Genomic DNA, 24,433 nt, shown 5'->3' on the forward strand with positions numbered 1-24,433 from the left:
GACGAGACGCCGTGGCCGAGCAGCTCCTGCTCGCCGGGGACGCCCAGCGGGCGCCAGGCCGAACCGGTGGAAAGGATGACAGCGCGGGCGAAGTATTCCTTCTCGCCCACCCAGACGGTCTTGAGGCCCTCGGTACCGGCCTCGGTCGGCTTGTCGGTCAGCTCGACCCGGGTGACGTCGTCGGTGATGAACTCGGCACCGAACTTCTCGGCCTGGGCGCGCATGTTGTCCATGAGCTCGGGGCCCATGATGCCGTCGCGGAAGCCGGGGAAGTTCTCGACCTCGGTGGTGGTCATCAGCGCGCCACCGGACTGCACACCCTCGATGACGAGCGGCTTGAGGTTGGCGCGGGCCGCGTAGAGCGCCGCGGTGTAGCCGGAGGGCCCCGAACCGATGATGATCAGATTACGGACCTCGTCCACTGCCGACTCCTCAGTCTGCTCAACGCCCGCGGGAGATGCCCGCTCGGCGACACTGCACGCTAGAACGCCATGCTAGGCACACACCATTCCCGCGTGCCGGTCGTGTTCGACCTCACCCGGGGCTGATCAGCGTACCGGGAGTTTTGCCAGGGTGTCCGCGTCACCGGCGGGCGTGCCGCACGACGGGCCGCTGGCCCAGGCCCAGAGGCCATTGGTGGCGGTGAAGCGCACGACCAGGGCCGGCGAGCCGTTGAAACGGGCGTAGTCGACCGACTCGACGGCGATGGGGCCGCCGGCGTTCTCCCGCTGGATCGCGTCGAGGCACTCCTGGAGGGCGGTCAGCGGCACGAGCCGGGCCAGCTCGGGCACGGTCGCGGTGGCGGCCCGGTCGCCGTTCTTCTGCGCGGAGAAGGTCTCGTCCGGGTTCGAGGCGGCGCTCAGCGGCTCGGACGGGGCGATCGCGAGGGTGGCCTTGGTGTAGTCGGTGCCGGTCGAGAGGGTCGGCGGGCTCGCGGCCGGCACCTGCTCGGCCGAGCCGCCTGCCGCCGTGCTGGCCGCCGAGTCGTCGGAGGCGCTGTCGCGGCCGGCCAGGTAGTCGAGGCCGAAACCGACGAAAGCGACGACCCCGGCGGCGATGGCGATCGGGGTCACCCAGCGCCGCTGCCTCTTCTTTCTCTCTACGGGGCCGGCGTCGTGCACCAGTTCGAGGCGCGGCGGGGCGCTGAACGCCTCGTCCAGGCGGGCGGCCAGGTCGGACGGCATCGGCTCGGGCGCCAGGCGGCCCAGCTCGGCGCCGACCATGGCCATCCGGCCGCCCAGGGTCTCGTACGCCGAGCGCCACCGCGGGTCGTCGGCGATCAGGGTGGCCACCACGGACTCGTCCGGCGTGCCCTCGAGGGCCCCGCCGATGTAGTCCGCCAGCAGGTCGATGTCGACCCCGCTGAACTCCGCCGCCCCGGTCACCTCTGGTCCCTCCGATCCGCCGCCGGTCCCGATGGGACGGAAGTGGACGCCTCCTGGTTCCCCTGGCCGGGGTGAGCGATGTCTCCCAGCGCCAGTGCCATCTTGGCTCGCCCGCGGGCGCATCGGCTCTTGATCGTGCCGACCGCCACCCCGAGGATCTCGGCCGCCTCGGCCACCGGGTAGCCCTGCACGTCGACCAGGACGATGGCCGCGCGCTGGTCGACCGGCAGCGCGGCCAGCGCCTCCCGGACGAGCAGCGCGGTCTCATGATCTTGAGCGGGGGCGGCCGGCTCCACACCGGACGGCCGGTCGTCGGAGCGGCTGCCGTCGGGCAGCGGCACGGTCGGGTGGGCCTGGCGGCGGCGGATCCGGTCGAGGCAGGCGTTCACCACGATGCGGTGCAGCCAGGTCGTGACGGCCGAGTCGCCGCGGAACCGGGCCGCGTTGCGGTGGGCCGAGAGCAGCGCGTCCTGCACCGCGTCGGCCGCCTCCTCGCGGTCGCCGATCGTGCGCAGGGCGACCGCCCACAGCCGGTCGCGGTGGCGGCGCACCAGCTCACCGAACGCCTGCTTGTCGCCCTCGACGTGGGCACGGAGCAGGTCGGCGTCGCTGGCACCGTCCCCGGAAGTCACGGGAGCAATCTAACCGGATCGACGGCGACGGCGGGAGCCGCTCAGTAGCCGTACACCTCGATCTTGTTGACACTGACCTTGTAACCGCCGCCCTCGTCGGCCTTGGGCAGCTTGGTCAGGAAGACCAGGACGTACTGATATTTCGAGTTCGGGTCGAACGGCGAGAAGACCTCGCGCGTGCCGTCCGTCGTGGTGTCGCCGTCGCCGAGACGCTTGTACGTCGACATGATCTTGGAGTCGCCGTCGGAGGTGTCACCCGGGTCGCTCGTGCCGGCCCGGATGTCCATGGTGACGCCCGGCTGCGACATCTCGACCTCGATCTCGGAGAGCGAGCGGGGCGAGCCGAGGTTGATCAGAACGCCCATGCCGGGCTTGCGGGTGCCGAAGTTGGGTTGCTTGAACCGCTGGGTCTCCCAGGCCGTCTCGGGATCGTTGTCCACCGTGTATTTCGCCTGGCCGGTGTCCTCGCGGTCGCCGTCCGGCGGATCGACGATGCGCACCATGTCGCCGGTGAGCGCGATCTTCTTGGGCTGGGGGGCCGGGGTCTGCTCGTCGCCGGTCGTGCCGTTGGCGGCGCCGGCGTTGGCCTGCGTGGTGCTCGACGGATCGGGATCGTTCGACGAGGTGATGGCGCGGATGCCGAAGACCAGGCCGATGACCGCGATGACCACCAGCGCGGCCACTCCAAGGAAGATCTTGGGGGTGCTGCGGGTGGGCTCGGTCGTCGTGTTCTGCGCGAAGCGCAGGGGTCCGACGTCCTCGTATTCGTCCTCGGCGGCGTCGAGGCGGGCCAGCTCGGCGGTGAGCGCGTCGGCCTCGGGAGCGGCCACGCGGTGGTCGAGCAGGTCCATCGTCAGATCGTCGAGGTAGGCCGGCACACCGGCGCGGAGCTGGCGGGGCGCGGCCGGGTTGCCGCTGGCGTCGCGGTTCGCGTCGGGCAGCGTGGACGCGCGGACCTCGGTGCGCGGCCAGTGGCCGGTGAGCGCGAAATAGAGGATGCCGCCGACCGCGCGGACGTCACCCTCGACGTCGTCGGCCGAGTCGGCGCGCGCGTCGGCCAGGACCACCCGGCCGTCGTCGCCGATCAGCACGGTGCCGGGGTGCACGTTGCCGTGGACCATGCCGGTGGCGTGCACGGCGGTCAGCGCGTCGGCGATCGCGTGGGCGATGGTCGTGGCACGGCCCGGGTCGAGCGGGCCGTCGGAGGCGACCAGCTCGCGCAGCGACTCGCCGTCGACCCACTCACGGACCACGTAGGACCGGGCGCCCTCGTCGATCGCGTCGTAGACGCCGACCAGGTTGGGGTGTATTACACGGCTCGCGTCCACCGCGGCCTGCAACATCTCGGAGGCGGAGTCGCCGCCGGGGTAGCGCAGCACGACCGCGACCGGGCGCCGGAGGATGACGTCGATGCCGCGCCAGACCTGACGGCCGGCGCTGTCGTTGTTGACGTGTTCCTCGAGGCGGTAGCGCTCGGCCAGGACCTCTCCGGCAGCGGGGGCACCAAAGGTCATGACCGGCCCGTCCGCATCGGCCGCGGTCTCATGGCCTTCGCCGACCTGGGTCACCCGTCCTCCTCAGTGCTCCACGGCAGCTTCTTAATACGGCGGCTTCTTAAACGTCGGCGTGCGGAAGAGCACACGCCGACACCGACCATACCCGCCCGGGGCCATGCCGCGGCAGGTCGTCCCCCCGGCGCGGCAGCGCGAAATGCCCGGCTTTGTAGATGATCGTCCGCGCCGTTCGGTGGAATACCCGCAGCTCAGAACCGCACCGGCTCAGCGCCCGATCTTGCGGCGGACCATGCCGACGACCTGATTGACCTCGGCCACGCGCAACATCGTTGCCGCACCGAGATAGGCCACCAGGATCACCGCGCCGCCGACCGCGAGCTGGATCAGCGACTCGCCGCGGCCCGAGGGCGAGCCCGCGCCGGGCAGGAAGTGCACGACGAGGAGGCCGAGGCCGGCGGCGATGGCGGCGGCAACGACGATCTTGATGAGTCCGGCCGCCAGCGAGCCGAGGTTGAGCCGGCCGATCCGGCGGCGCAGGACGACGAGCGAGATCAAGGCCGAGACCGCGTACGAGATCCCGTTGCCCGCGGTCATGCCGGCCGCCGAGAGCGAGCTGCTGAGGACCGCCGCCAGCACGAGGTAGGCGCCGATGCGCACCGCCACCACGGGCAGGTTGATCAGCGCGGCCGTCTTGTTGCCCTGCAGAGAATAGAAGGTGTAAGTGCAGAGCTGGCTGATCGAGAACGGGAGCACCGCGAACGCGGCCACCACGAGCACCGTTCCGGTCGCCAGCGCGTCGTCGTTCCCGTAGGCGCCGCCCTGGAAGAGAGTGACCGAGATCGGGGCGCCCAGGACGCCGTAGATGACCGCGATCGGCGCGAGCGCCGTCACCACCAGGCGAATGGCCCGGCTCAGGTCGGCGCTCACCTCCGCGTACCGGCCGTCGGCGGCGGCCGCGCTCATCTTGGGCAGCAGCGCGGTCATCACCGAGACGCCGATGATGCCGTGCGCCATGGTGAGCAGCAGGAAGACGTTGTTGAAGGCGAGCACGCTGGCGCTGCCCTTGCCGGCGACCCGGTTGAGGATGCGGACGACCACGAAGACGGCGATCTGGTTGGCCGCGACGTAGCAGAGCATCCAGCCGGCCAGCCGGCCGATCTCGCCCAGGCCCAGCGACCGGGGATCCCAGCGCCACTTCCAGCTGAAGCCGACCTTGCGCAGCGCCGGGAGCAGACCGGCGGCCTGGACCACCATGCCGAGCAGCAGGCCGCCGCCGATCACGGCGATCCGCCCGGGCGTCATGTCCTCGGGCTTGAGGCCCTCGGCCGTGCCGAAGACGCCGATGAACACGCCGCAGGCGGCGATCACGACGATGTTGTTGAGGATCGGCGCCCAGGTGGGCGCAGCGAAGTGACCACGCACGTTCAGCACCGCGGCGATCAGGCCGGACAGACCGGTGAAGAAGATGATCGGCAGGATGAGGTACGCGAAGTTGGTGACGAGATCGTTGTAGGACTCGTCGCTGCTGGACTGGATCGCGGTGATCAGCGGGGCCGCCACCACCACGAGCGCGGTGGCGATGCCGAGCGACACGATCGCGAAGGTGAGCAGCTTGCGGGTGAACTCGAGGCCGCCGTCCGGGTCGGCCTTGCGGCGCCGCACCAGCAGCGGGATGAGAACGCTGGAGAGGATGCCGCCGAGCAGCAGCTCGTAGATCTGGCCGGGGAGGAACTGGGCGCTGGTGAAGGCGTCGCCGATGCCGGCGCCGAGGGTGATGCCGATCAGCGCGTTGCGGACGAAGCCGATGATCCGGCTGACGAAGCTGCCGATCGCCATCATGGCGCTGTTCGACGCGGTGCTGCCCGTGTCGTCGCTGGGCAGCGCCTCACCGCCGGTGGCGGCCGCGCCGGGCAGCTGCTCCTCGACCGAGATGATCGTGACGCCGTCCTCCGGGCGTACCGGCTCGCCGTCCGGCGCCGCGTGCGCGCTGCGGTACAGACCGCTGTTCACCGGTTTCTCCCGACCGTCGTACAACACGTACGTACCTTAAAGCTGTCGAGCGAGCAGGGCGCCGGGCGTGGCGCCGGCGAGCGTCTCGACCATCCAGCACGCCTCGGCCGGCACCAGCGGCTCGCTCAGCGCGTCCAGGACCGTCGGATGATCGCAGCCGGCCTCGGTCAGCGCAGCCAGCAGGGCCGGAATGCGCCGAAGGTCACCCGTGTCCAGAATTTCCCGGGCGAGTTGCCACGTGCCGTCGTACCACTGCTGGTGGGGCACGAGCCGCAGGTGCTCACCTGACCGGCGTACCAGATCGGCCAGTGACTCCGCCGGAAAGCGCGACCCACCGCGGACCTCGCGGAAAGCGAAGTCGGGCTCGGTGATGGCGGCGATCGTCGCCTCGTCGAGGACCTGGGGCGACTCGGCCGGCGGGGACGGCCACCAGTCGTCGCTCGCGAAGAGCGGCAGAGGGGTCTGCTCGGGGCCGTGAGGCACGGCCGGGGCCACTTCCCGCTGGAGAGAGCGGTAGGCGGCCTGGCGGGTCGCGACGGCCGTGGGATCGTCGTCCGGGGCGAAGGGCGACAGCAGGGCCACCACCAGGCCCGGATGGGGCAGCGTGGGGTCCTCCCAGGCGATGACCCGGGCGCAGAGCTCCAGCTCGGGCCAGCGCAGCGCGGCCGGGAAGGGTCCGTCGGCCGGGGCCGAGCCGAGCTGGACGGGCTCGCTGGAGGCGGGACCGCGCAGGCCCAGGGTGCGCTCGCCGGTGGCGAGGTCGAGGTCGAGCACGAGCGCGTAACCTCCGGTGACCGGCAGGGTCACGCGCAGTTCGCGCTGGTCGGCGTCGTCGGTGGTCGCGCTCTCGCCCGTCCAGAACCGGGGGTCCAAGGCCAGGCGGCGGAGCGCCTCGGAAACGGGCACCGACCTATCCTGCCCGCTGCCACAGCCAACTGCCACGCCGGCCATCCGACCGCCCCACCCGCCGCCCTTCACCGGACTAAAGACAGATACCCTGGTAACCCCATGTCTGTTCTCAATTCCGCCCAGCAGAGCGCGGTCGCCGAGTTGCTCCGTGTGTCCCCCCTCGCGGATGAGCTGGGGCGCCGCTTCGGCGCCGCCGGCCACGAGCTGCATCTCGTCGGCGGATCGGTGCGGGACGCCCTTCTCGGCCGTCTCGGTGACGATCTCGACTTCTGCACCGACGCGCGGCCCGAGCAGACCCTGGCCGTGGTGCAGGGCTGGGCCGACGCGATCTGGGAGACCGGGCGCGAGTTCGGCACGATCGGCATCCAGAAGAACGGTCTGCGGCTCGAGATCACGACCTTCCGGGCCGAGGCGTACGACGGGGTCACCCGCAACCCGATCGTCGAGTACGGCACGTCGCTGCTCGACGATCTCGAACGGCGTGACTTCACGATCAACGCCATGGCGGTGTCGCTGCCGGGACACGAGTTCACCGATCCGTACGGCGGCCTGGACGATCTCGCGGCCAAGGTGATCCGCACGCCGGCCGCGCCGTCGCAGTCCTTCGGCGATGATCCACTTCGGATGCTGCGGGCGGCGCGTTTCGCGGCCAAGCTCCAGTTCACTGTGGACGAGCCGGTCATCGCCGCCATGTCGGAAATGTGCGCTGATCTCGACCGGATCACCGCCGAACGGATCCGTGACGAGTTCACCAAGCTCATGTGCGGAGCCGACCCGATCGCCGGCCTCCGGCTGCTCGTCGACACCGGCCTGGCCGACCGTTTCATCCCCGAGATCTCCGGGCTGAAGCTGGAGATCGACGAGCACGCCCAGCACAAGGACGTCTACGAGCACACCCTGATCGTCGTCATGAACGCGATGCGGCTCGAGGGCGACGAGGGCCCCGACTTCGTGCTGCGGATGGCCGCGCTCATGCACGACGTCGGCAAGCCGGCCACGAAGGCGGTCGGCCGCGACGGCCGGGTCAGCTTCCACCACCACGAGGTGGTCGGCGCGCGCCTCACCAAGCAGCGCATGAAAGCCATGAAGTACCCCAAGGACGTCATTTCCGACGTGGTCGAGCTGGTCGGCCTTCACCTGCGCTTTTACGGGTACGGCCGGGGCGAGTGGACCGATTCGGCCGTGCGCCGCTACGTGACCGACGCCGGTCCGCTGCTCGAGCGCCTGCACAAGCTCACCCGCTCCGACGTGACCACCCGCAACCGGCGCAAGGCGGCCAACCTGGCCGCCGACTACGACGCGCTGGAGGAGCGGATCGCCCGGATCGCCGCCGAGGAGGACCTGGCCCGGGTCCGTCCCGACCTCGACGGCAACGCGATCATGGAGCTGCTCGGCGTGCCGCCCGGCCCGATCGTGGGCCAGGCCTGGCGCCACCTCAAAGAGCTCCGCCTCGACAACGGGCCGCTGACGCGGGACGAGGCCGAGGCCGAGCTCTACAAGTGGGCCCGCGACAACGGGCACCTTTCCGGTTAGGGCGTCCCCACGCTGACCGTGCGGTAGCGGAAGTCGCGGGGAAGCGTCATCACCTCGACGACGGTGCCGTTCGGGTCGTAGAGGGTGGCGACCTTGTCCGTGAGGGCGAGGATCTGCCCGTTCGGCAGGAACCGCGCGTTCGAGCCGGGGATGCTCTTGATGATCTTCCCGGTCGCCGTGTCGGCGATCCGGCGCTCGTCCCCGCCCAGAGCGGCCGCCTCCAGCAGGACCCGGCGGCCGTCCGGCGACCAGGCGTTGCCGCTGACCGGCACGCCCGGCACGGGCATCGTGCGTACCTGCTTGCCGGTCGCGACGTCGTAGACCGCGAGCTCGCCGACCGTGTCGGACACCTCCTCCGACTGCGCGACCGTCAGGTCCCGCCGGGCGATGGCGATGCTCTTGCCGTCGGGCAGCCAGGTGAAGAAGCAGTTGTCCGGGCAGACCGCGATCGCGTCGGGCACGGACTGCCTGCTCGTGCGGCCGGTGGCCGCGTCGATCACGGTGTAGCCCTTCAGCGTCGAGGCGAGCAGGCGGGTGCCGTCCGGCGACCACTGCGGGTCGAGCATGTAGCCGATCTGCACCCATTTGACGCTGCCGTCGGCCCGGATGAGGCCGAGGCCACTGGCGCCGTCGCTGACGACTCCGCGGTTCTTCTTCGGCGCGCCCCAGACCGTGTAGTAGTTGGTCTTGAGCACCACGTATTGCCCGGTCGCCCGGTCGAGAACCACGTTGCCCGTCGGCAGCGTACGGCCGGCGGGTGTGTCCCGTCCGACGTCGGTCCTGGTCACCGCGGTCACGATGGCGCCGCCGGGCAGCTTCAGCGGAGCCTTCGTCCAGTTCTGTGGCGCGGCGGTCCGGCGAACCGAGGCCGCGGACGAGGTGGGGGCCGGGCTGACCGGCGCGGGTTGCGCTTCCTGCTTTCTCAGGACGACGTACGGGGTGACGGCCAGCGCCATCACCACGAGCGCCGCACCCGCCTGACGGCGCCGGCGGATTCCGCGGCCCTTCCGCCGCGCCGCGCCGGCCAGGTCCACGGGCATCGGAGCGCTCGCGGCGAGATCGTTCACGGTGGCGCGCACGCCTTCCTCCAGGTTCATCGCGAGGCCTCCATCCGCCACGTGGTGGTGCCGATCTTGTCCCGCAACTTGGCCAGCGCCCGGGAGGCCTGACTGGCCACCGTCCCCGGCCGGCAGCCCAGCACCTCGGCGGTCTCCTCGACCGTGCGGTCCTCGAGATAGCGCAACACCAGCACGGCCCGCTGCCGTGCGGGCAGGCTCAGCAGGGCCTCGCGCAGCGCCAGCCGCTCGGCCACGTCGTGCTCGGCGCCCGGCCGGTCCGGCACGTCGGCCATCGGCACCTCCCGGCCGTGTCCGGCGCGGCGCCACCCCGAGACCCGGTCGTTGTAGATGATCCGCCGCACATAGGCCTCCGCATCACCGTGGATCCGGGGCCAGCGGGCGTACGCCTTCGCGAGCGCCCCCTGCACCAGATCCTCCGCGGTGCGGCGATCCCCCGTCAGCGCGTGCGCGATCCGGAGCAACACCTGCCCCCGTTCCGCGACGAACGCGTTGAACTCCGCCTCCAGCGATTGCTGCACACGTCACCTCCGGTGTGTATGACGCCGTGCGGCGGGAAAGGCTTGCATGGATTTCTCAAGTTGTCGTACCCCGGGCGCAGAATGGGCCCATGCACGTCATCGACTCACCGATCGGGCCGCTCGGCGTCGTGGTCGAGGGCGACACGGTCGTCAACGTCCGCTTCGCGGCGCGGCCGGGCCCGTCCGGCGACCATCCGGCCCTGTCCGAGCTCGAGGCCTATTTCGCCGGCGAGCTCACCGACTTCACCGTGCCCTTCGACCTGCGCGGCGGCTCCGACTTCGAGCGCGCGGTCTGGTCCGAGATCGCCGCCATCCCCTACGGCGAGATGATCACCTACGGCGCGATCGCCACCGCCCTGGGCGACCCGGGAGCGGCCCGCGCCGTCGGCACGGCCTGCAACCACAACCCGATCCCGGTCATCGTCCCGTGCCACCGCGTGGTCGGCGCCGGCAACAAGATGGTCGGCTTCGGCGGCGGCATAGACCGCAAACGCAAGCTCCTGGAGCTCGAGGCCAAGGTCGCCCTGTCGCGCGCCTGGCGCTGAATCCCCGGGCCGAAACAGCAACGGCCGGCCCGTCGCCGGGCCGGCCGTTCAACTAGCTGGTGGTGCTGGTCAGCGCTCGATGTCGCCGCGGATGAAGGCCTCGACGGCCTCCTTCGCGTCGTGGTCGTTGTACTGGACCGGCGGGGACTTCATGAAGTACGACGAGGCCGAGAGGATCGGGCCGCCGATGCCGCGGTCCTTGGCGATCTTCGCGGCGCGCACGGCGTCGATGATGACGCCGGCCGAGTTCGGGGAGTCCCACACCTCGAGCTTGAGCTCGGCGTTGAGCGGGGTGTCACCGAACGAACGGCCCTCGAGGCGGATGTACGCCCACTTGCGGTCGTCGAGCCACGGCACGTGGTCCGACGGGCCGATGTGCACGTCGCTCTTGACCATCTCGTGCGGGATCTGGCTGGTCACCGACTGGGTCTTCGAGATCTTCTTCGAGACCAGGCGGTTGCGCTCCAGCATGTTCATGAAGTCCATGTTGCCGCCGAAGTTGAGCTGGTACGTGCGCAGCAGCTCGACACCGCGGTCCTCGAACAGCTTCGCCAGCGCGCGGTGCACGATGGTGGCGCCGACCTGGCTCTTGATGTCGTCGCCGACGATCGGCAGGCCGGCGTCGGTGAACTTCTGCGCCCACTCGGGGTTCGAGGCGATGAAGACCGGCAGCGCGTTGACGAAGGCGCAGCCGGCGTCGATCGCGGCCTGGGCGTAGAACTTGTCGGCCTGCTCGGAGCCCACCGGCAGGTAGGAGACGACCACGTCGACCTGCGCGTCCTTCAGCGCCTGCACGACGTCGACGGCCTCGACCGAGGACTCCTCGATGATCTCGCGGTAGTACGTGCCCAGACCGTCGAAGGTCGGTCCACGCAGGACGCTGACGCCGGTCGGCGGCACGTCGGTCAGCTTGATGGTGTTGTTCTCACTGGCGTTGATCGCGTCGGAGAGGTCCATGCCGACCTTCTTGGCGTCCACATCGAACGCCGCGACGAACTCCACGTCGGAAACGTGGTAGTCGCCGAAGGTCACGTGCATGAGACCCGGAACGCGGTCGTTGGGGTCGGCGTTCTTGTAGTACTCCACGCCCTGCACGAGGGACGAGGCGCAGTTACCTACACCGACGATGGCGACGCGGACGGAGCCCATCGCGTTTGCCTCCTTGTTCATCACGGCCGGTCCTGATGCGGACGCGGTTTTTCTGGGGGTGCGTCCCCGCCCACTGGCTCTGGTGACTGCTCAGCGGCGGGGATGTCGAATGACCCGGCGGAGGCCGCCGGGGCTCGGCCGGAGCGCTCGTTGGTGATGAGCTCCTCCAGCCACCGGACCTCGCGCTCGCAGGCGTCGAGTCCGTGGCGTTGCAGTTCGAGGGTGTAGGCGTCGAGCCGGCCGGCGGCGCGGGAGAGCACGTCGCGCAGGCCTTCCCGGCGTTCCTCGATCCGGCGGCGGCGACCCTCGAGGATCCGCAGCCGGGTCGCGCGGTCGGTCCGCGAGAAGAAGGCGAAGTGAACACCGAAACCGGCGTCGTCGTACGTCTCGGGGCCGGCCTGCGCGAGAAGGTCGGCGAAGCGCTCCTTGCCGTCCGCAGTGATCTTGTAAACAACGCGGCCCCGTTTGCTGGTCATCGGGGGGATCATCGACGGATCGGATGCTGATTCCGTGATGAAGCCGGCTGTTTTCAGGCGCTTGAGCGTCGGGTAGAGCGTGCCGTAGCTGATCGCGGCGCGGATCGTGCCCAGCTTGGTGGCGAGCTCCTTGCGGAGCTCGTATCCGTGCATCGGGGTCTCCTGGAGGAGGCCGAGAATCGCCAGTTCCAGCATTGGCTCTCCCTCCCTCATGCCCCGATGTATCGGCCCGATACATCGCTACCGTAGATCCGTCGGCAAAACTGTGCAAGCTGTTCACGAGTGAGCCACCGCCACGCCACGCTCCGTGATGGATATCGCCGCTTCCCCTCGGACCGCGTACTCTCTTCGCCATGCGCACGCAGCGGCAGGTGGTGGACTACTCGCTACAGAAGCGGGCAGTGCTGCGTGACGTGCACAGCGGCAAGATTGGGACGCTCGAGGTGTGCGATGCCTCGCCGTACCTGAAAAGTGCTGCTCGATTCCATGGCGAGCCGACCGACGACCGCTGCCCGATCTGCCGCCGAGACAACCTGACCCTCGTGCACTACATCTACGGTGATGAGCTCAAGCAGTCCGCCGGCCAGGCCCGCAAGCTCACCGAGCTGCCGGTCCTGGCGATGACGCTGCGTGAGTTCCAGGTCTTCGTCGTAGAGGTGTGCCAGTCCTGCGCGTGGAATCACCTGACCCAGCAGTACCTCCTGGGCCGGGACGCGCTCACCGCCGACGAGCTTGATCAGGTCGAGGCCGTAGCCGCCTCGGCCGCCGCGGGCCGCCACCGCGAACCAGGATCGTCGTTCCCCCGCTGGGACGGCCGATGATGATGTGGCTCGATCCGGCTACCGTGAGCACGACCCCGACCGAACCGCGCATCCAGCGCCATGTTCGGTCATTCACGACATCCGACAGGGCGGCTGCCGGTACGCAGCCCATATCGTCCGCTCGTGGCACGGACAAAGGGGGCCCCTCCAGGGCTCCTTTTGTATGTGCCTCCGCGACCGAGGTGTGACCGAATGAACTCGTACGGCGATCCGCAGTCTTCGCGCGCCCGGGCCCGAGTGCCCGGGTCCGCGAGCTCCACGCCTGACGACGACCAGTCCTCTTCGTACTCGGCGTCGGCTCGGCCGCCGGACGCGTACCGTCGCGGCGCCGGAGGGCGCGCGTCGGTGGCCGGCAGCGCCTCCGTCGCCGGCAGCGCCTCCGTCGCCGGCAGCGCCTCGGTCGGCTCGGCCGCCCCGGGCCGCGCGTCGGTGGCCGGCAGCGCCTCCGTCGGTTCGGCTCCGCCCGGGCGTGCGTCGGTGGGCAGCGCTTCTGTGGGCAGCGCCACTCCGGGGCGCGCCTCGGTCGGTGCGGCCCGGGTCGGTGCGGCGGGCGCCTCGGCCCGCGCCGCGGTCCGCCCGGTCACCACCCCGCCCGGCGACGAGGGCGCCATCGGCGGCGGACGCTCCGGTCGCGGCAAGGACAAGTCCAAGGCGGCCAAGCGCCGCCGCCGCACCAACATCCTCACCGCCGCGGCCGCCGTCATGGTCATTCTGCTCGGCGCCGGCGTCGTGGGTGGCACGTACTTCTTCGACGATGTCGATCTGCCGCCGCCGGTGACCGAGGACCAGTCCAACGTCATCAAGTACTCGACCGGCCAGACGATCGCCAAGCTCGGCGAGCAGAACCGCACGGTCGTGCCCGAGGCCGACATCAACAAGGTCGTCGAGCACGCGGTGGCCGCCGCCGAGGACAAGAACTTCTACAACCACCACGGCATCGACATGAAGGGCATCGTCCGTGCCGCGTGGAACAACTTCACCGGCGGCGCGACGCAGGGCGCCTCGACGATCACCCAGCAGTACGCGAGGCATGCCGCCGACCTCAAGGCGATCAGCATCAACCGCAAGCTGCGCGAGGCCGTGATCGCCCGCAAGCTGGAGAGCCAGTACAACAAAGACCAGATCATGGGCATGTACCTGAACTACATCTACATGGGTGAGGGCAGGTACGGCATCGAGGCCGCCGCGCAGGGCTACTTCGGCAAGTCGGTCAAGACCAAGGCGGGCCAGAAGGGCGCCATCACGGCGTCCGAGGCCGCCGTGCTCGCCTCGATCATCAAGCAGCCCGAGCCGGAGCCCGGCAACGGGCACAAGGGCTACGACCCGAACTACAACCCCACCGCCGCCAAGGACCGGTGGGAGTACACGATGAAGAACATGCTTGAGATGAAGTGGATCACTCAAGCGGAGTACGACGCCCGGAAGTACCCCAAGGTCAAGCCGATCGCCAAGGCCGGCGGCAACAGCGCCACCAGCGGCCCGGTCGGCGTGGTCATGCGCCACGTCCGGGCCGAGCTGGCCGAGATGGGCATCAGCCCGCAGGAGTTCGACAAGGGTGGCCTGACCGTCACCACGACGATCAACCCCAAGGTGCAGGAGGCGGCCGAGGAGGCCGGCTCGCGCAAGAGCGAGACGTCGCCGATGAACGCGAAGCCCGCCACGTATCAGGCTTCGGTGATCGGTATCGACCCGAAGACGGGCGCCGTGCTCGGCTACTACGCCGGCGACGACCCCAACGGTCTCGACTACGGCGGCTACATGGACGGACAGACCCTCAAGATCACGGGTGGTCAGTCGCCGGGCTCGACGTTCAAGCTCTACACCTTGGCCGCCGGTCTGAAGGAGGACATCTCCTTCAAGACGACCTGGGACGGCACGAAGCTGCGGCCGAACGGCAAGGAGATCAACAACGCCGGCGCCGACCCGGGCAAGGTCTGTGGCGGAAAGATCAAGTACTGCGATCTCGAGACGTCGACGATCAAGTCGTACAACTTCCCGTTCTACTGGATCGCCGAAGGCATCGGCCGTGAGAAGGTCATCCAGGCCGCCGTCGACGCCGGCGTGCAGCACATGTTCCCGGACAAGGGCGACGCCGTCGACCTGACCAAGACCAACGCGGCCACCTGGAAGAAGAACTTCGACAACGAGGTCGCCTTCGGTCAGTACCGTGTTCCGCCGCTCGAGCACGCCGAGGGCGTCGCCACGATCGTCAACGGCGGCGTGCGCAACGACACGCACTTCATCAAGGAAGTTCGCAAGGTCGACGCCGACACCGGCAAGGTGACGATCATCAAGGGCCAGCGGACCGCGGGCAAGCGGGTCTTCGACGAGGCCCAGATGTCGAACCTCCAGTCCGTGATGGCGAAGATCGTCGACGTCGACGAGCGCGACCTCAAGGGCGGCCGCGAGTCGATCGCCAAGAGTGGTACGTGGGAGTTCAACGGCGGCAGCGGTGACACCTGGTTCGTCGGCGGCATCCCACAGCTGGCGGCCACCGTCTGGGTCGGCGGCAAGAACAACAAGGTCGAGCTCAAAGACGGCAAGAAGGACATGTTCGGCGCGGGCACCCCGTCGAAGATCTGGAAGAAGTTCCTCGACGCCTCGGCCGAGGCGATGAAGTGGGAGAACGAGGACTTCCCGAAGCGGGTCGAGACCGGTAACCCGGAAAGCCCGTACGCCAACGGCCAGGAGCCCCCGCCGCCGCCGGTCCAGCAGCCCGACCCCAACCAGGGCTGCCCGCTCGGTGCCATCTTCGGCTGTGACAACACGCAGCAGAACGGCGGCAACAACAACGGTGGGAACACCAACGGCGGCAACAACAACGGCGGGAACAACAACGGCGGCAACAACGGCCAGAACGGCGGTAATACGACGTTACCGACGACCCAGGGCGAGGATTAGCGCCCAGGTCCCGTAGAACGCCTCAGCCGGCGCGCACCCGCACAGGGTGCGCGCCGGCTTCGCGTTTCCGTGGTTTCGGGCGATATTGCCAGTAGGTCGTGACCGAAGCGCGCATCCGAGTACGGCATGATGCCATGACATGAGCACGCAACGGCCCGAGGACGCCGACCGCACCGACCAGCCGAGCGCGCAGGCGACATCGGACGGCTTCGTGCGCGGCCTCTCGCAGGCGATCGGCGGCCCGCTCGGCTCGCACGCGGTGCGGCCCGGCAACCGGCCCGGGCGGTTCTGGACGGCGACCCGCATCATCCTCGCCCTGACGTGCCTGACGCTCGCCTTCTCCTGGGTGCAGAAATCGCCGTGCCAGAGCGGCGACTGGCAGCAGAACGTGCAGTACACGAGGTTCTGCTACACCGACGTGCTCGCTCTCTACTACGCCGAGGGCCTCAACGAGGGCAAGGTTCCGTACGTCGATCACCAGGTCGAGTACCCGGTCGTCACCGGCTACATGATGGGTGCGCTCGGGTTGCCTGTGCACGCGTACGGCGAATCGCACCCCGAGATCAACCAGGGCACCTGGTTCTACAACGTGAACGCGTTCGTGCTCTCCGCCCTGGCCGTCGTGACGGCGGCGGTGATCCTCGCCCTGCGCCGCCGCCGGCCCTGGGACGCGGCGATCTTCGCGGTCTCGCCGATCATCTTCTTCACCGCGACGGTCAACTGGGACTTCCTCGCGATCGGCCTGGCCGCCGTCGGCCTCTACCTCTGGGCGAAGAAGCATCCAGCCTGGGCCGGCGTCTTCCTGGGCCTGGGCGCGGCGGCGAAACTGTGGCCGCTGTTCATCATCGGGCCACTGTTCCTGCTGGCGTTGCGGTCGAAAGCGCTGCGTTCGTGGTGCTGGGCCGCGGCGACCACGGCCATCACCTGGGCCGTCGTGAACTTCCCGGTCTTCTGGTGGTACCGGGAAAGCTGGCTGAGATTCTTCCGGCTCAACGAGGAACGCCCGATCGACTGGGGCACCTTCTGGTACGTCGGCCGCTATCTGGACAGCAAGTGGTTCGCCGGCACCCCCGGCGATCAAGGCCCGTTCCAGTGGCTGAGCAACCACGTTCCAACCCTCAATTACTTGTCGTACGCCTTGTTCGCGCTCTGCTGCGCGGGCATAGCCGTACTGGCCTGGCTGGCCCCGCGCCGCCCCCGGCTGGCTCAGCTCGCCTTCCTGGTCGTGGCGGCGTTCCTGCTGACCAGCAAGGTCTGGTCCCAGCAGTACGTCCTCTGGCTGCTCCCGCTGATCGTGCTGGCCCGCCCGAAGTGGGGTGCGATCATCGCGTGGACGGTGGCCGAGTTCGCGTACTTCACCGCCTTCTACGCCGAGCTGCTCGGCGCCGGCACAAAGCCGGTGATCCCGGAGGGCACATTCGTGCTGGCCTCCAGCCTGCGGCTGATCACGGTGGCGGTCCTGTGTGGCCTGGTGGTCCGCGAGATCTGGAAACCGGAACTGGACGCCGTACGCCTGAACTACGCGGACGATCCCGACGGCGGCACGCTCAACGGCCCGGACGCGCCGTGGATCGGCCGGTTGCGGAAGGCGTTCCGGCTCGACCGCTCCCCCGCACCGGCCGACCAGCCGCCGTCGTCTCCGCCGTCGTCGCCTCCGCTGGAGACGGCGAAGGTCTGACGCTCAACTCTGCTGGTAGACGGCGGCCGACAGGCCGCAGGCCGGATCGTGGAAGAGGTAGAAACAGCCTTCGCCGAAATCGGTCCAGAGGTCGCCGCCGTTGACCATGCCCACGTACGGCATGGTTCGCGAGCACCGAGGACATGCGGGAAACTCCGCGTCCTGAATCCAGTCGGGAGAGCCGCCGAGCGTCGACCCGCCGGCATGCCAGGCGGTGCCAGCCCACGGCGTCGGCCGGTTCTCCCCGACTATCAAGGGCGCCCCGTCGGGCAGGTCCCAGCCGTCGTCGTCCCGCCCGAGAAAGCCGGGCCGCTCGTTCACCGGGGCGAACTCCCCCGCCTCGGTGAAGTAGGTCGCGTAGGACCCACACCGGACGCAGGTGGCGACGAGGATCCGGTCGACGTCGAGCAGTCGCCAGAGCGCCATTCCGCACCATCCGCAGACCCCCGGAAGCGCCCCACCGGAAACGGAGGACCGCCGCTCGGCCGCTGGAGCCGGAACCAGAGCGCGGGTGCCGTCACTGGTCAGAAGGCGGAGGTCGCCGGTGGTGGTGAGTTCCCAGCCGCCCACGTGGCCCAGGTGCTCGATCGGCCGGGCCAAGCCGGTGGCCCAGGCGGGTGGGGCGGCGGCCCAACGGCGTACGGCCGCCACTGCCGTCTCGGTCCGGCCCGAGGCGAGCACATGGGCCAGGGCGGCGGCCTGCTCGTCGCCGTCGTCGACGCGGCGGACCAGCGCGGTGGCGGTCTCCTCGGTCATGGCGCGGTAGAGGTCGGCGACCCACCACACTTCGCCGTCGACGAGCTCGAGATGAAACGGCGCGACCAGATCGGGTCGCACCTGGGCCACCTCGGTCGGCCCGGTCGGATCGTTCTCAATGGCCTCATCGACCAGCGCCCGCAACTCGTCCGCAGCGATCTCCACGGCCAGGACCCTATCGACCGCCTGCATGCCGCGGGCGCCACGTGGCGTCCCCTGCTCAGCTCGCATTCACCCCGCCATGGCTGCGTGCCGCGAGCGCCACGTGGCGTCCCCTGCTCGGCTCGCATTCACCCCGCCATGGCTGCGTGCCGCGAGCGCCACGTGGCGTCCCCTGCTCGGCTCGCACCCACCCTCCCCGCCGCGCTGTTGTCTTCTGGCGCTCTTCGGCCGGCTGGAGGGGTAGCCGGTCAGGACGCCGGGGTTGTCGGCGTGAGCGGGGCCGGCGGTGGCGTGGAGGCGGTGGGGAAGGACTGCTGCAGCGAAGGGGCCGACGAGTTTTGCAGCAGCGGGTCGGCCGGGATGGTGGGCTGCAGCGACGGGTTGGCGGGGGTGGTGGGCTGTGCCGGGTTGGGGCCGGCCGACGGGTCGGTCAGGTAGAAGATGACGGCGTCGTCCAGGTCTTCGCGGCGGATGCCCAGGGCGTCGACGGGAACGTCGCCGGCGCGCTCCCAGGGAGTGCCGGCGGCCTGGGAGCGCAGCAGGAGGACCTTGTCGATGTTCAGGGACCGTAGGTATTGGACGGTCTCGGTGTCGGGGAAGGCCTCGACGTTGCGGCGCAGCACGGCCTGACGTCCCGCGGCGAACCCCCCGGCGCCGTTGGCGATCGGCTGGAAACGGCTCGTGGACCACAGCATGATCGTCTGGTCGGTGAGGGCGTTGGTGGGCAGGACCAGCATCGAGCCGGTGACCGTGCGCATCGCCAGGGGCTGGGTGGGCGCGATGGGATGGGCGGTGGCGTTCCAGCCTTCGAGCAGCACCAGCGCCAACGGCAGGAGCGTGGCCAGACGGAGCCACGGGCCCGGCCAGGGCGGAATGCGCTGCTCGGCGACCTGCTCGGCGCGGCGGACGAACTCGGCCACGGCCCCGGCGGCCAGGATCGCCAGCAACAGCGTCGCCCAGAGCATGAGGCGGCCGGGGATGCGCAGGCCCAGGGAGGCCGGCAGATGGCCGAAGAGCGGAAGGTACGTCCAGCGGCCGTCGAAGAAGTTGGTGCCCAGCGTCAGGATGATCGTGACGACCAGCCCGGCCAGCAGCAGCAGGCGCTGGCGCAGCGTCCAGATGGAAAAGGCCAGGCCGGCCAGGGCCAGGGCGTACAGCACGAAGCCGGGCAGCAGGCCCATTTCGGCCGGCCAGCTCAGCGACGACCGGGGCACCTCGTGGGGCGCGCCCCAGATCCGGGACTCGGCCGGGCCGATCAAAAGGCTGCGCAGCGGCGGTGAGTAGAAGGCGATCTCGGTGCCGGCGGGCCCGCCGGCGGGCGCCTTGAAGTACGGGATGGCGATCAGCGCCGAGACGCCGACCAGGATGAGCGGGCCGAGCGTGTCGGTGAGCAGAAGGCGCCAGCCGAGGACCGGCCGGTCGACCGGCCGGCGGAACCAGCGCAGCGGCACGGCGACGATCAGCACCAGCAGGATCAGGCCGAGGACGTAGAGGAACGGCACGCCCAGCGAGAAGCCGAGACTGACCTGCCAGATCGCGACGAGCCAGCCGGCCGCGGCCCATCCGGCGTGGCGTCGATGGGGCCGGAAGCCGCGCCGCAGCGACCAGCCGTGTCCCCGGGCCAGCATCGCCAGGGCCAGCGGAATGGCGCCGGCCGAGATGATGTCGAGGTGGCCCTCCTGCGCGAGGCGCCAGGGCGCGTACGCGAAGGCGACAGCGGCCACGGCCGCACCCGTACGGCCCGCGCCGAGCTGACGGACCAGGGCGTAGCCGCCGATCGCCAGCAGCGCGTGGGCCAGCACGAAGAGGATGTTGTAGCGCAGAACGGCGGCGACCGGCCCCTCGCCGATCATGCCGAACGGCGCGTAGCCGAGCAGGCTGTCGCCATAGGCGAAACTGTTCGGCTCGGGATAGAAGGCGTTCGACTGCCAGAGGCGCGCCGGATCGGTCAGCAGAATGTGGCCGCCCCACGCGATCTGCCAGGCCTGCCGGGAGGGATCCCAGATGTCCTGCGGCAGGGTGTGCAGCGGATAGCGCAGCGTCGGCCAGGTCAGGGCCACGGCCAGGAGCAGTCCGCCGTAGATGACCAGCGCGTACTCGTGGATCAGCGACCGCAGGCCGGCCCGCGTCGTGCGCCGGAACCATCCGGGCGGCCGCTCGGCGGCGGTGGCGAAGGCCGTCCACGGATCGGGCGGAACGCCGGGCGGGCGCTCGGTCGGAAGAGGTTCGCCCGGTTTGACTGTCTTTTGTGGATCTTTGACCGCGTCGGCCGCTGGGTCCTTAGCCGGCTTCTGATCCGTCTTGGTCGCGGTCAGCGCAGTCGAGGCCGTCTTGGTCTCGCCCGATGTTGATTTGTCCGCGGCAGGCTTATCGCCCCCGGGCGCGAGGGTGGAGGCGGGCGCGGCGGCGGAGGTGGAAGCGGGCGCGGCGGCTGAGGTGGGCCCAGTCGCGGGGGCGGCGGTGGGCGCAGACGGCGACGGCGCAGCCGCAGACGGCGCAGCCGCAGACGGCGCAGCCGCAGGAGAGGGTGCAGTCGCGGATGTGGCCGAGGGTAAGGGCGCAGACGCGGGCGATGCCGACGGCGCAGTCGCGGACGTGGACGTGGGTGGGGGTGCAGAGGCGGGCGATGCCGACGGCGCAGTCGCGGGCGTGGCCGAGGGTGGGGGTGCAGAGGCGGGCGATGCCGACGGCGCAGTCGCGGACGTGGCCGAGGGCGTAGTCGCGGGCGCCGACGGTGCAGTCGCGGGCTTACCCGAGGGCGCCGACGGTGCAGTCGCGGGCGTGGCCGACGGCGCAGTCGCGGACGAGGGCGTTGGGGTGGCGGCGGGTGCTGGTGGGGCTGGAGTGGGTGTGGGTGAGTCGGCCTCGGTGGGGCCGGGCTGTCTCGGGATGGCGGGCTTCGGCACCGCCGGACGCAATGTGTCGGCCGGCGGCGAGGCGGACTGCCTCGGCTTCTCGCTGGTCATGACCCTCCCCGTGCTGCCGGCGCGTCAGCGGCCCGTTCGCTCCTTCAGGAGAGCGATGTCCGCGGTCTGGCCCTCGGAACCGCCCGGCGTCTCGACGACGGCCGGCGCCCCGGCGGCCCGGATCGCGGCCACGATGAGCTCGGGGTCGATCTTGCCATTGCCGAGGTTGTCGTGGCGGTCCTGGCCGGAGTCGAATCCGCCCTTGGAATCGTTGGCGTGGATCAGGTCGATACGTCCCGTGATCGATTTGACCCGGTCGACGATGCCGACCAGATCTTCGCCGCCGGCGAACGCATGGCACGTGTCCAGGCAGAACCCGGCGCCGAAGGAGCCGACCGCGTCCCACAGGCGGGCCAGGTCGTCGAAGCGGCGAGCGCACGCGTTGTCACCGCCGGCCGTGTTCTCGATGAGAATCGGGAGCGGCAGGCCGCCGTCGGACTCGGCGTATTCGAAAGCTTTGCGCCAATTGTCGAAACCGGCGGCCAGATCGGCGTCCTTGCCCACGTGGCCGCCGTGCACGATCAGGCCCTTGGCCCCGAGCTCGGCCGCGGCCTTGGCGTGCGCCATCAGCAGCTTGCGGCTGGGGATGCGGATGCGGTTGTTCGGCGAGGCGACATTGACGATGTACGGCGCGTGGACGTAGATGTCCACCTCGGACTCCCGCAGCACGGCCGCGTCCTCCCGCGGTTTGGGCGTTTTGTAGCCCTGCGGGTCGGTGAGGAAGAACTGCACCGCCTCGGCGCCGCGTTCGCGTGCCGCCTCGAGGGGGTCGGTCGGATCGACGTGGGCTCCGATGCGCATGGAACGAGACTACGACGAGGGTCCGACAACTTCCTGTCCGCGTCACCGGGCTCCCGCGGGGCTCGTTACCTCCATTGATCACGTTCACGGACCGGCACGGGCCGGTGACGAATCTGGGAGATGGTGCATGTCGCGGCAGTTCCGACAGCGGGTGACGGCGATCGCGCTGGGCGGCCTGATCTTCGGCGCTCCGATGCTGGTCAACGGCACCGCGAACGCCGAAAGGATCCCGGAGGGCGCCCGTCAGGTGACCTTCGCCGGCGGCGGCATGCTCGGCATCTCCTGCCAGTCGAAGCCCGAGGTCGAGTCGATGACCGTCCCCGCGCAGAGCACGATCCGGGTGGTCAACCGCACCGGCTACGCCGCGAAGCTGATGCTCGGCGGCGACACCAAGGGCACGCTTCCGGATGACTCGGCGACCGACGTGATCTTCCGGCGGGGCACCACGGCGGTGACCCTCAAGCCCAACTGCCCGCTCGGTGACGAGGCGGTCCCGATGCTGGTCACGGCCCAGCCCTCGGCGCCCGCGGCGCTTCCTGACCCGCAGCCGGCGCCGTCGTCGCCCGGTCCCGAGCCGGTCTCGATGTCGCCGGCCGGCTCCGACGAGCCGTCCAGCTCGACGCTGTCCGGTTCCGCCATGCCGGGCGAGCGACCCTCCCGGGTGAAATCCGCTGCGTCCGGCCCGGACACGCGCCGTCCCGCGACTCTTCGGACCTCGGCCGTCGCCCAGGCCGCGACCGCTGCTGTTCAGACGATGCCGCACGGCGGGGCCGCCACCCCCAAGACAAAGATCAAGAGCAGGACCCCATTGAGTACGCCCGGGAGCGTCACGCCGGCGTTCGCGGGCATGCCGCCTGGGGACGAAAGGGCCGTGCTCCCCGGCGTACCGCAAATCGATCTGGAACCGATCGACGCGGCACCCAGCGTGCCCACGACGGAGGCCGCCGCGGCCGAACCCGTGGCGGCCATGAGGCCGATGCGCGACGGAGGGCCGATCGGCCTGCTCGCCCTGATCGCCGCGGTGTGTGTGGTCGGCGTCGGCGCTGCGACTATTCGGGCAATCGTGTCGCAACGTGCAAATCGGGCAATAACGGCGTAAGCTTCGGCCATAAGCTCCGCGGGGCGGCCGCGTCCAACCTCATCGGTGTGGTCGTTCCTCCCCAGGTCCCACCCAGCGAATGCGGATCGGGCGCCCCGCGGCTCCACCAGGAAGGACCCCGTCCACCGACGGGGTCCTTCTTTTTGGTAGAGGGCGCGAGGTGGGTATGCTTGCTCGGTTCGCAGGCGGCCGTGGGTCAACTCCCCACGGCTTTACTGTGATCGACACAAGACCTCCTGCCACGGAGAGACCGTGGCCGCCAAGCCCACAGGAGGTGAGAACGTCTTGCGTCATTACGAACTCATGGTGATCCTCGACCCTTCGCTCGAGGAGCGCACCGTCGCACCGTCGCTCGATCAGTACCTGAACGTCATCAGGACCGCGGGTGGCTCGGTGGAGAAGCTCGACGTCTGGGGCCGTCGCCGGCTCTCGTTCGAGATCAACAAGAAGGCCGAGGGCATCTACGCCGTCGTCGACCTTCAGGCGACGCCTGAGGCCGTCGCCGAGCTGGACCGTCAGCTCCGGCTCAACGAGAACATCCTCCGCACCAAGGTCATCCGGCCCGAGACCCGCTGAGTTCGTTTTTGTCAGGGGGTTCTGAGAACCTCCTACGAACGAGCAAAGCGGCGAGGAGAAGATCATGGCAGGAGAAACCACCATCACGGTCGTCGGCAACCTGACCGACGACCCCGAGCTGCGCTTCACCCCGTCGGGTGCGGCGGTTGCCAAGTTCCGCATCGCGTCCACGCCGCGGACCTTGGACCGGCAGTCGGGCGAGTGGAAAGACGGCGAGCCACTGTTCCTCGCGTGCAACATCTGGCGTGACGCCGCCGAGCACGTCGCCGAGTCGCTTCAGCGCGGCTCACGGGTGATCGTGCAGGGCCGGCTGCGCCAGCGGTCGTACGAGACCCGCGAGGGAGAGAAGCGCACCGTCTACGAGCTCGAGGTCGACGAGATCGGCCCGTCGCTGCGGTATGCCACGGCGAAGGTGCAGCGCATGAACCGTTCCGGCGGTGGCCCCGGCGGAGGTAACTCCGGTGGCGGCTTCGGCGCCTCCGGTGGTGGCGGTGGTGGCAACCGGCAGCAGTCCAGCGGTGGCGGCGGAGGCAACAACTTCGACGACCCGTGGGCTACGGCCGCTCCGGCCTCCGGCAACCGTTCCGGTGGGGGCGGCGGCAACTCCTCGTTCGACGACGAGCCTCCCTTCTAGCCCTTTCCTTTCAAGGGCTTACCGAGTTCAGGAGTAAGAGCAATGGCTAAGGCTGCGGCGCTTCGCAAGCCGAAGAAGAAGGTGAACCCGCTCGACAAGGACGGGATCACCTACATCGACTACAAGGACACCGCGCTTCTGCGGAAGTTCATCTCCGACCGGGGCAAGATCCGTGCCCGCCGCGTCACCGGGGTGACCTCGCAGCAGCAGCGGCAGATCGCCCGCGCGGTCAAGAACGCCCGTGAGATGGCGCTTCTGCCGTACACGGCGACGGCGCGCTGAGGAGGAT

Annotated in this window: 21 protein-coding genes and 1 pseudogene; 9 read left to right on the plus strand and 13 right to left on the minus strand. The window is 69.8% G+C overall.

Going from position 1 to position 24,433, the window contains the following annotated elements; translation table 11 throughout:
• The 6 genes from ACFY36_RS33145 to ACFY36_RS33170 form a co-directional block, all read right to left on the minus strand.
• Window positions 1-422 (minus strand): NAD(P)/FAD-dependent oxidoreductase (locus tag ACFY36_RS33145; protein WP_499749869.1); only part of this gene is annotated, 422 nt, incomplete at its 3' end.
• A gap of 126 nt (window positions 423-548) precedes the next feature.
• The gene (locus tag ACFY36_RS33150; RefSeq protein ID WP_499749870.1) at window positions 549-1,385 is read right to left on the minus strand and encodes an RsmA family anti-sigma factor; all 837 of its coding nucleotides are present in this window, start codon (window positions 1,383-1,385) and stop codon (window positions 549-551) included.
• Window positions 1,382-2,017, minus strand: a complete 636-nt coding sequence (sigM, locus tag ACFY36_RS33155; protein ID WP_499749871.1) for an RNA polymerase sigma factor SigM — start codon at window positions 2,015-2,017, stop codon at window positions 1,382-1,384. The genes ACFY36_RS33150 and sigM overlap by 4 nt, the downstream gene beginning before the upstream one ends.
• Before the next feature lie 41 nt (window positions 2,018-2,058).
• Window positions 2,059-3,585 carry a protein kinase family protein gene (locus ACFY36_RS33160; RefSeq protein ID WP_499749872.1) on the minus strand — a complete coding sequence of 509 codons (1,527 nt, stop codon included), beginning with the start codon at window positions 3,583-3,585 and terminating at the stop codon, window positions 2,059-2,061.
• Window positions 3,586-3,795: 210 nt separating this feature from the next.
• A complete protein-coding gene (gene murJ / locus ACFY36_RS33165) occupies window positions 3,796-5,541 on the minus strand; it encodes a murein biosynthesis integral membrane protein MurJ (protein WP_499750221.1) in 1,746 nt (581 codons plus the stop codon).
• 36 nt (window positions 5,542-5,577) lie between these two features.
• Window positions 5,578-6,447 (minus strand): hypothetical protein, encoded by an 870-nt coding sequence (locus ACFY36_RS33170; RefSeq protein WP_499749873.1) that lies wholly within the window; start codon window positions 6,445-6,447, stop codon window positions 5,578-5,580.
• A 102-nt stretch (window positions 6,448-6,549) separates the two neighbouring features.
• Between ACFY36_RS33170 and ACFY36_RS33175 the strand changes: the two genes are divergently transcribed.
• Window positions 6,550-7,983, plus strand: coding sequence for a CCA tRNA nucleotidyltransferase (locus ACFY36_RS33175; RefSeq protein ID WP_499749874.1), 1,434 nt, complete (start codon window positions 6,550-6,552; stop codon window positions 7,981-7,983).
• On the opposite strand, the gene ACFY36_RS33180 is transcribed toward ACFY36_RS33175, so the two are convergent.
• Together ACFY36_RS33180 and ACFY36_RS33185 are read right to left on the minus strand one after the other, a co-directional pair.
• Window positions 7,980-9,080, minus strand: a complete 1,101-nt coding sequence (locus tag ACFY36_RS33180; RefSeq protein ID WP_499749875.1) for a WD40 repeat domain-containing protein — start codon at window positions 9,078-9,080, stop codon at window positions 7,980-7,982. The two genes, ACFY36_RS33175 and ACFY36_RS33180, sit on opposite strands and share 4 nt — an antisense overlap.
• Window positions 9,077-9,580: a SigE family RNA polymerase sigma factor gene (locus ACFY36_RS33185; protein WP_499749876.1), complete on the minus strand. Its 504-nt coding sequence runs from the start codon at window positions 9,578-9,580 to the stop codon at window positions 9,077-9,079. The genes ACFY36_RS33180 and ACFY36_RS33185 overlap by 4 nt, the downstream gene beginning before the upstream one ends.
• 89 nt (window positions 9,581-9,669) lie before the next feature.
• Between ACFY36_RS33185 and ACFY36_RS33190 the strand changes: the two genes are divergently transcribed.
• Window positions 9,670-10,125, plus strand: coding sequence for a methylated-DNA--[protein]-cysteine S-methyltransferase (locus ACFY36_RS33190; protein WP_499749877.1), 456 nt, complete (start codon window positions 9,670-9,672; stop codon window positions 10,123-10,125).
• Between the two features lie 69 nt (window positions 10,126-10,194).
• Here the strand turns inward: ACFY36_RS33190 and ACFY36_RS33195 are convergent, their stop codons facing one another.
• The gene (locus tag ACFY36_RS33195) at window positions 10,195-11,274 is read right to left on the minus strand and encodes an inositol-3-phosphate synthase (RefSeq protein ID WP_360248303.1); all 1,080 of its coding nucleotides are present in this window, start codon (window positions 11,272-11,274) and stop codon (window positions 10,195-10,197) included.
• Between the two features lie 20 nt (window positions 11,275-11,294).
• Complete coding sequence (locus tag ACFY36_RS33200; RefSeq protein WP_499749878.1) at window positions 11,295-11,945, minus strand: PadR family transcriptional regulator; 651 nt, start codon at window positions 11,943-11,945, stop codon at window positions 11,295-11,297.
• A gap of 158 nt (window positions 11,946-12,103) precedes the next feature.
• Between ACFY36_RS33200 and ACFY36_RS33205 the strand changes: the two genes are divergently transcribed.
• The 3 genes from ACFY36_RS33205 (at window position 12,104) to ACFY36_RS33215 (ending at window position 17,150) form a co-directional block, all read left to right on the plus strand.
• Window positions 12,104-12,571, plus strand: coding sequence for a DUF5318 domain-containing protein (locus tag ACFY36_RS33205; RefSeq protein ID WP_499749879.1), 468 nt, complete (start codon window positions 12,104-12,106; stop codon window positions 12,569-12,571).
• Window positions 12,572-12,763: 192 nt separating this feature from the next.
• Window positions 12,764-15,472 carry a transglycosylase domain-containing protein gene (locus ACFY36_RS33210; RefSeq protein WP_499749880.1) on the plus strand — a complete coding sequence of 903 codons (2,709 nt, stop codon included), beginning with the start codon at window positions 12,764-12,766 and terminating at the stop codon, window positions 15,470-15,472.
• Window positions 15,473-15,611: 139 nt separating this feature from the next.
• Window positions 15,612-17,150, plus strand: coding sequence for a glycosyltransferase family 87 protein (locus ACFY36_RS33215; protein WP_499749881.1), 1,539 nt, complete (start codon window positions 15,612-15,614; stop codon window positions 17,148-17,150).
• A 3-nt stretch (window positions 17,151-17,153) separates the two neighbouring features.
• Here ACFY36_RS33215 and ACFY36_RS33220 read toward each other — a convergent pair whose 3' ends face one another.
• From ACFY36_RS33220 to ACFY36_RS33230, 3 genes and pseudogenes are all read right to left on the minus strand, one after another.
• Complete coding sequence (locus ACFY36_RS33220; RefSeq protein ID WP_499749882.1) at window positions 17,154-18,071, minus strand: hypothetical protein; 918 nt, start codon at window positions 18,069-18,071, stop codon at window positions 17,154-17,156.
• Window positions 18,072-18,499: 428 nt separating this feature from the next.
• Window positions 18,500-20,383, minus strand: a pseudogene (locus ACFY36_RS33225) (hypothetical protein); the annotation flags it as partial.
• A gap of 675 nt (window positions 20,384-21,058) precedes the next feature.
• Window positions 21,059-21,835, minus strand: a complete 777-nt coding sequence (locus ACFY36_RS33230) for a deoxyribonuclease IV (RefSeq protein ID WP_499749883.1) — start codon at window positions 21,833-21,835, stop codon at window positions 21,059-21,061.
• 127 nt (window positions 21,836-21,962) lie between these two features.
• On the opposite strand from ACFY36_RS33230, the gene ACFY36_RS33235 reads away from it, so the two are divergent.
• From ACFY36_RS33235 to rpsR, 4 genes are all read left to right on the plus strand, one after another.
• Window positions 21,963-22,934, plus strand: coding sequence for a hypothetical protein (locus tag ACFY36_RS33235; protein ID WP_499749884.1), 972 nt, complete (start codon window positions 21,963-21,965; stop codon window positions 22,932-22,934).
• 285 nt (window positions 22,935-23,219) lie between these two features.
• Window positions 23,220-23,510: a 30S ribosomal protein S6 gene (gene rpsF, locus ACFY36_RS33240; RefSeq protein ID WP_097325510.1), complete on the plus strand. Its 291-nt coding sequence runs from the start codon at window positions 23,220-23,222 to the stop codon at window positions 23,508-23,510.
• Window positions 23,511-23,574: 64 nt separating this feature from the next.
• Window positions 23,575-24,144 (plus strand): single-stranded DNA-binding protein, encoded by a 570-nt coding sequence (locus ACFY36_RS33245; protein WP_499749885.1) that lies wholly within the window; start codon window positions 23,575-23,577, stop codon window positions 24,142-24,144.
• Window positions 24,145-24,186: 42 nt separating this feature from the next.
• The gene (gene rpsR / locus ACFY36_RS33250; RefSeq protein ID WP_007073789.1) at window positions 24,187-24,426 is read left to right on the plus strand and encodes a 30S ribosomal protein S18; all 240 of its coding nucleotides are present in this window, start codon (window positions 24,187-24,189) and stop codon (window positions 24,424-24,426) included.
• Window positions 24,427-24,433: the final 7 nt, after the last annotated feature.

Origin of the sequence: Actinoplanes sp. NPDC000266, from assembly GCF_042899005.1 — a bacterium.
Taxonomy (GTDB): Bacteria; Actinomycetota; Actinomycetes; order Mycobacteriales; family Micromonosporaceae; genus Actinoplanes.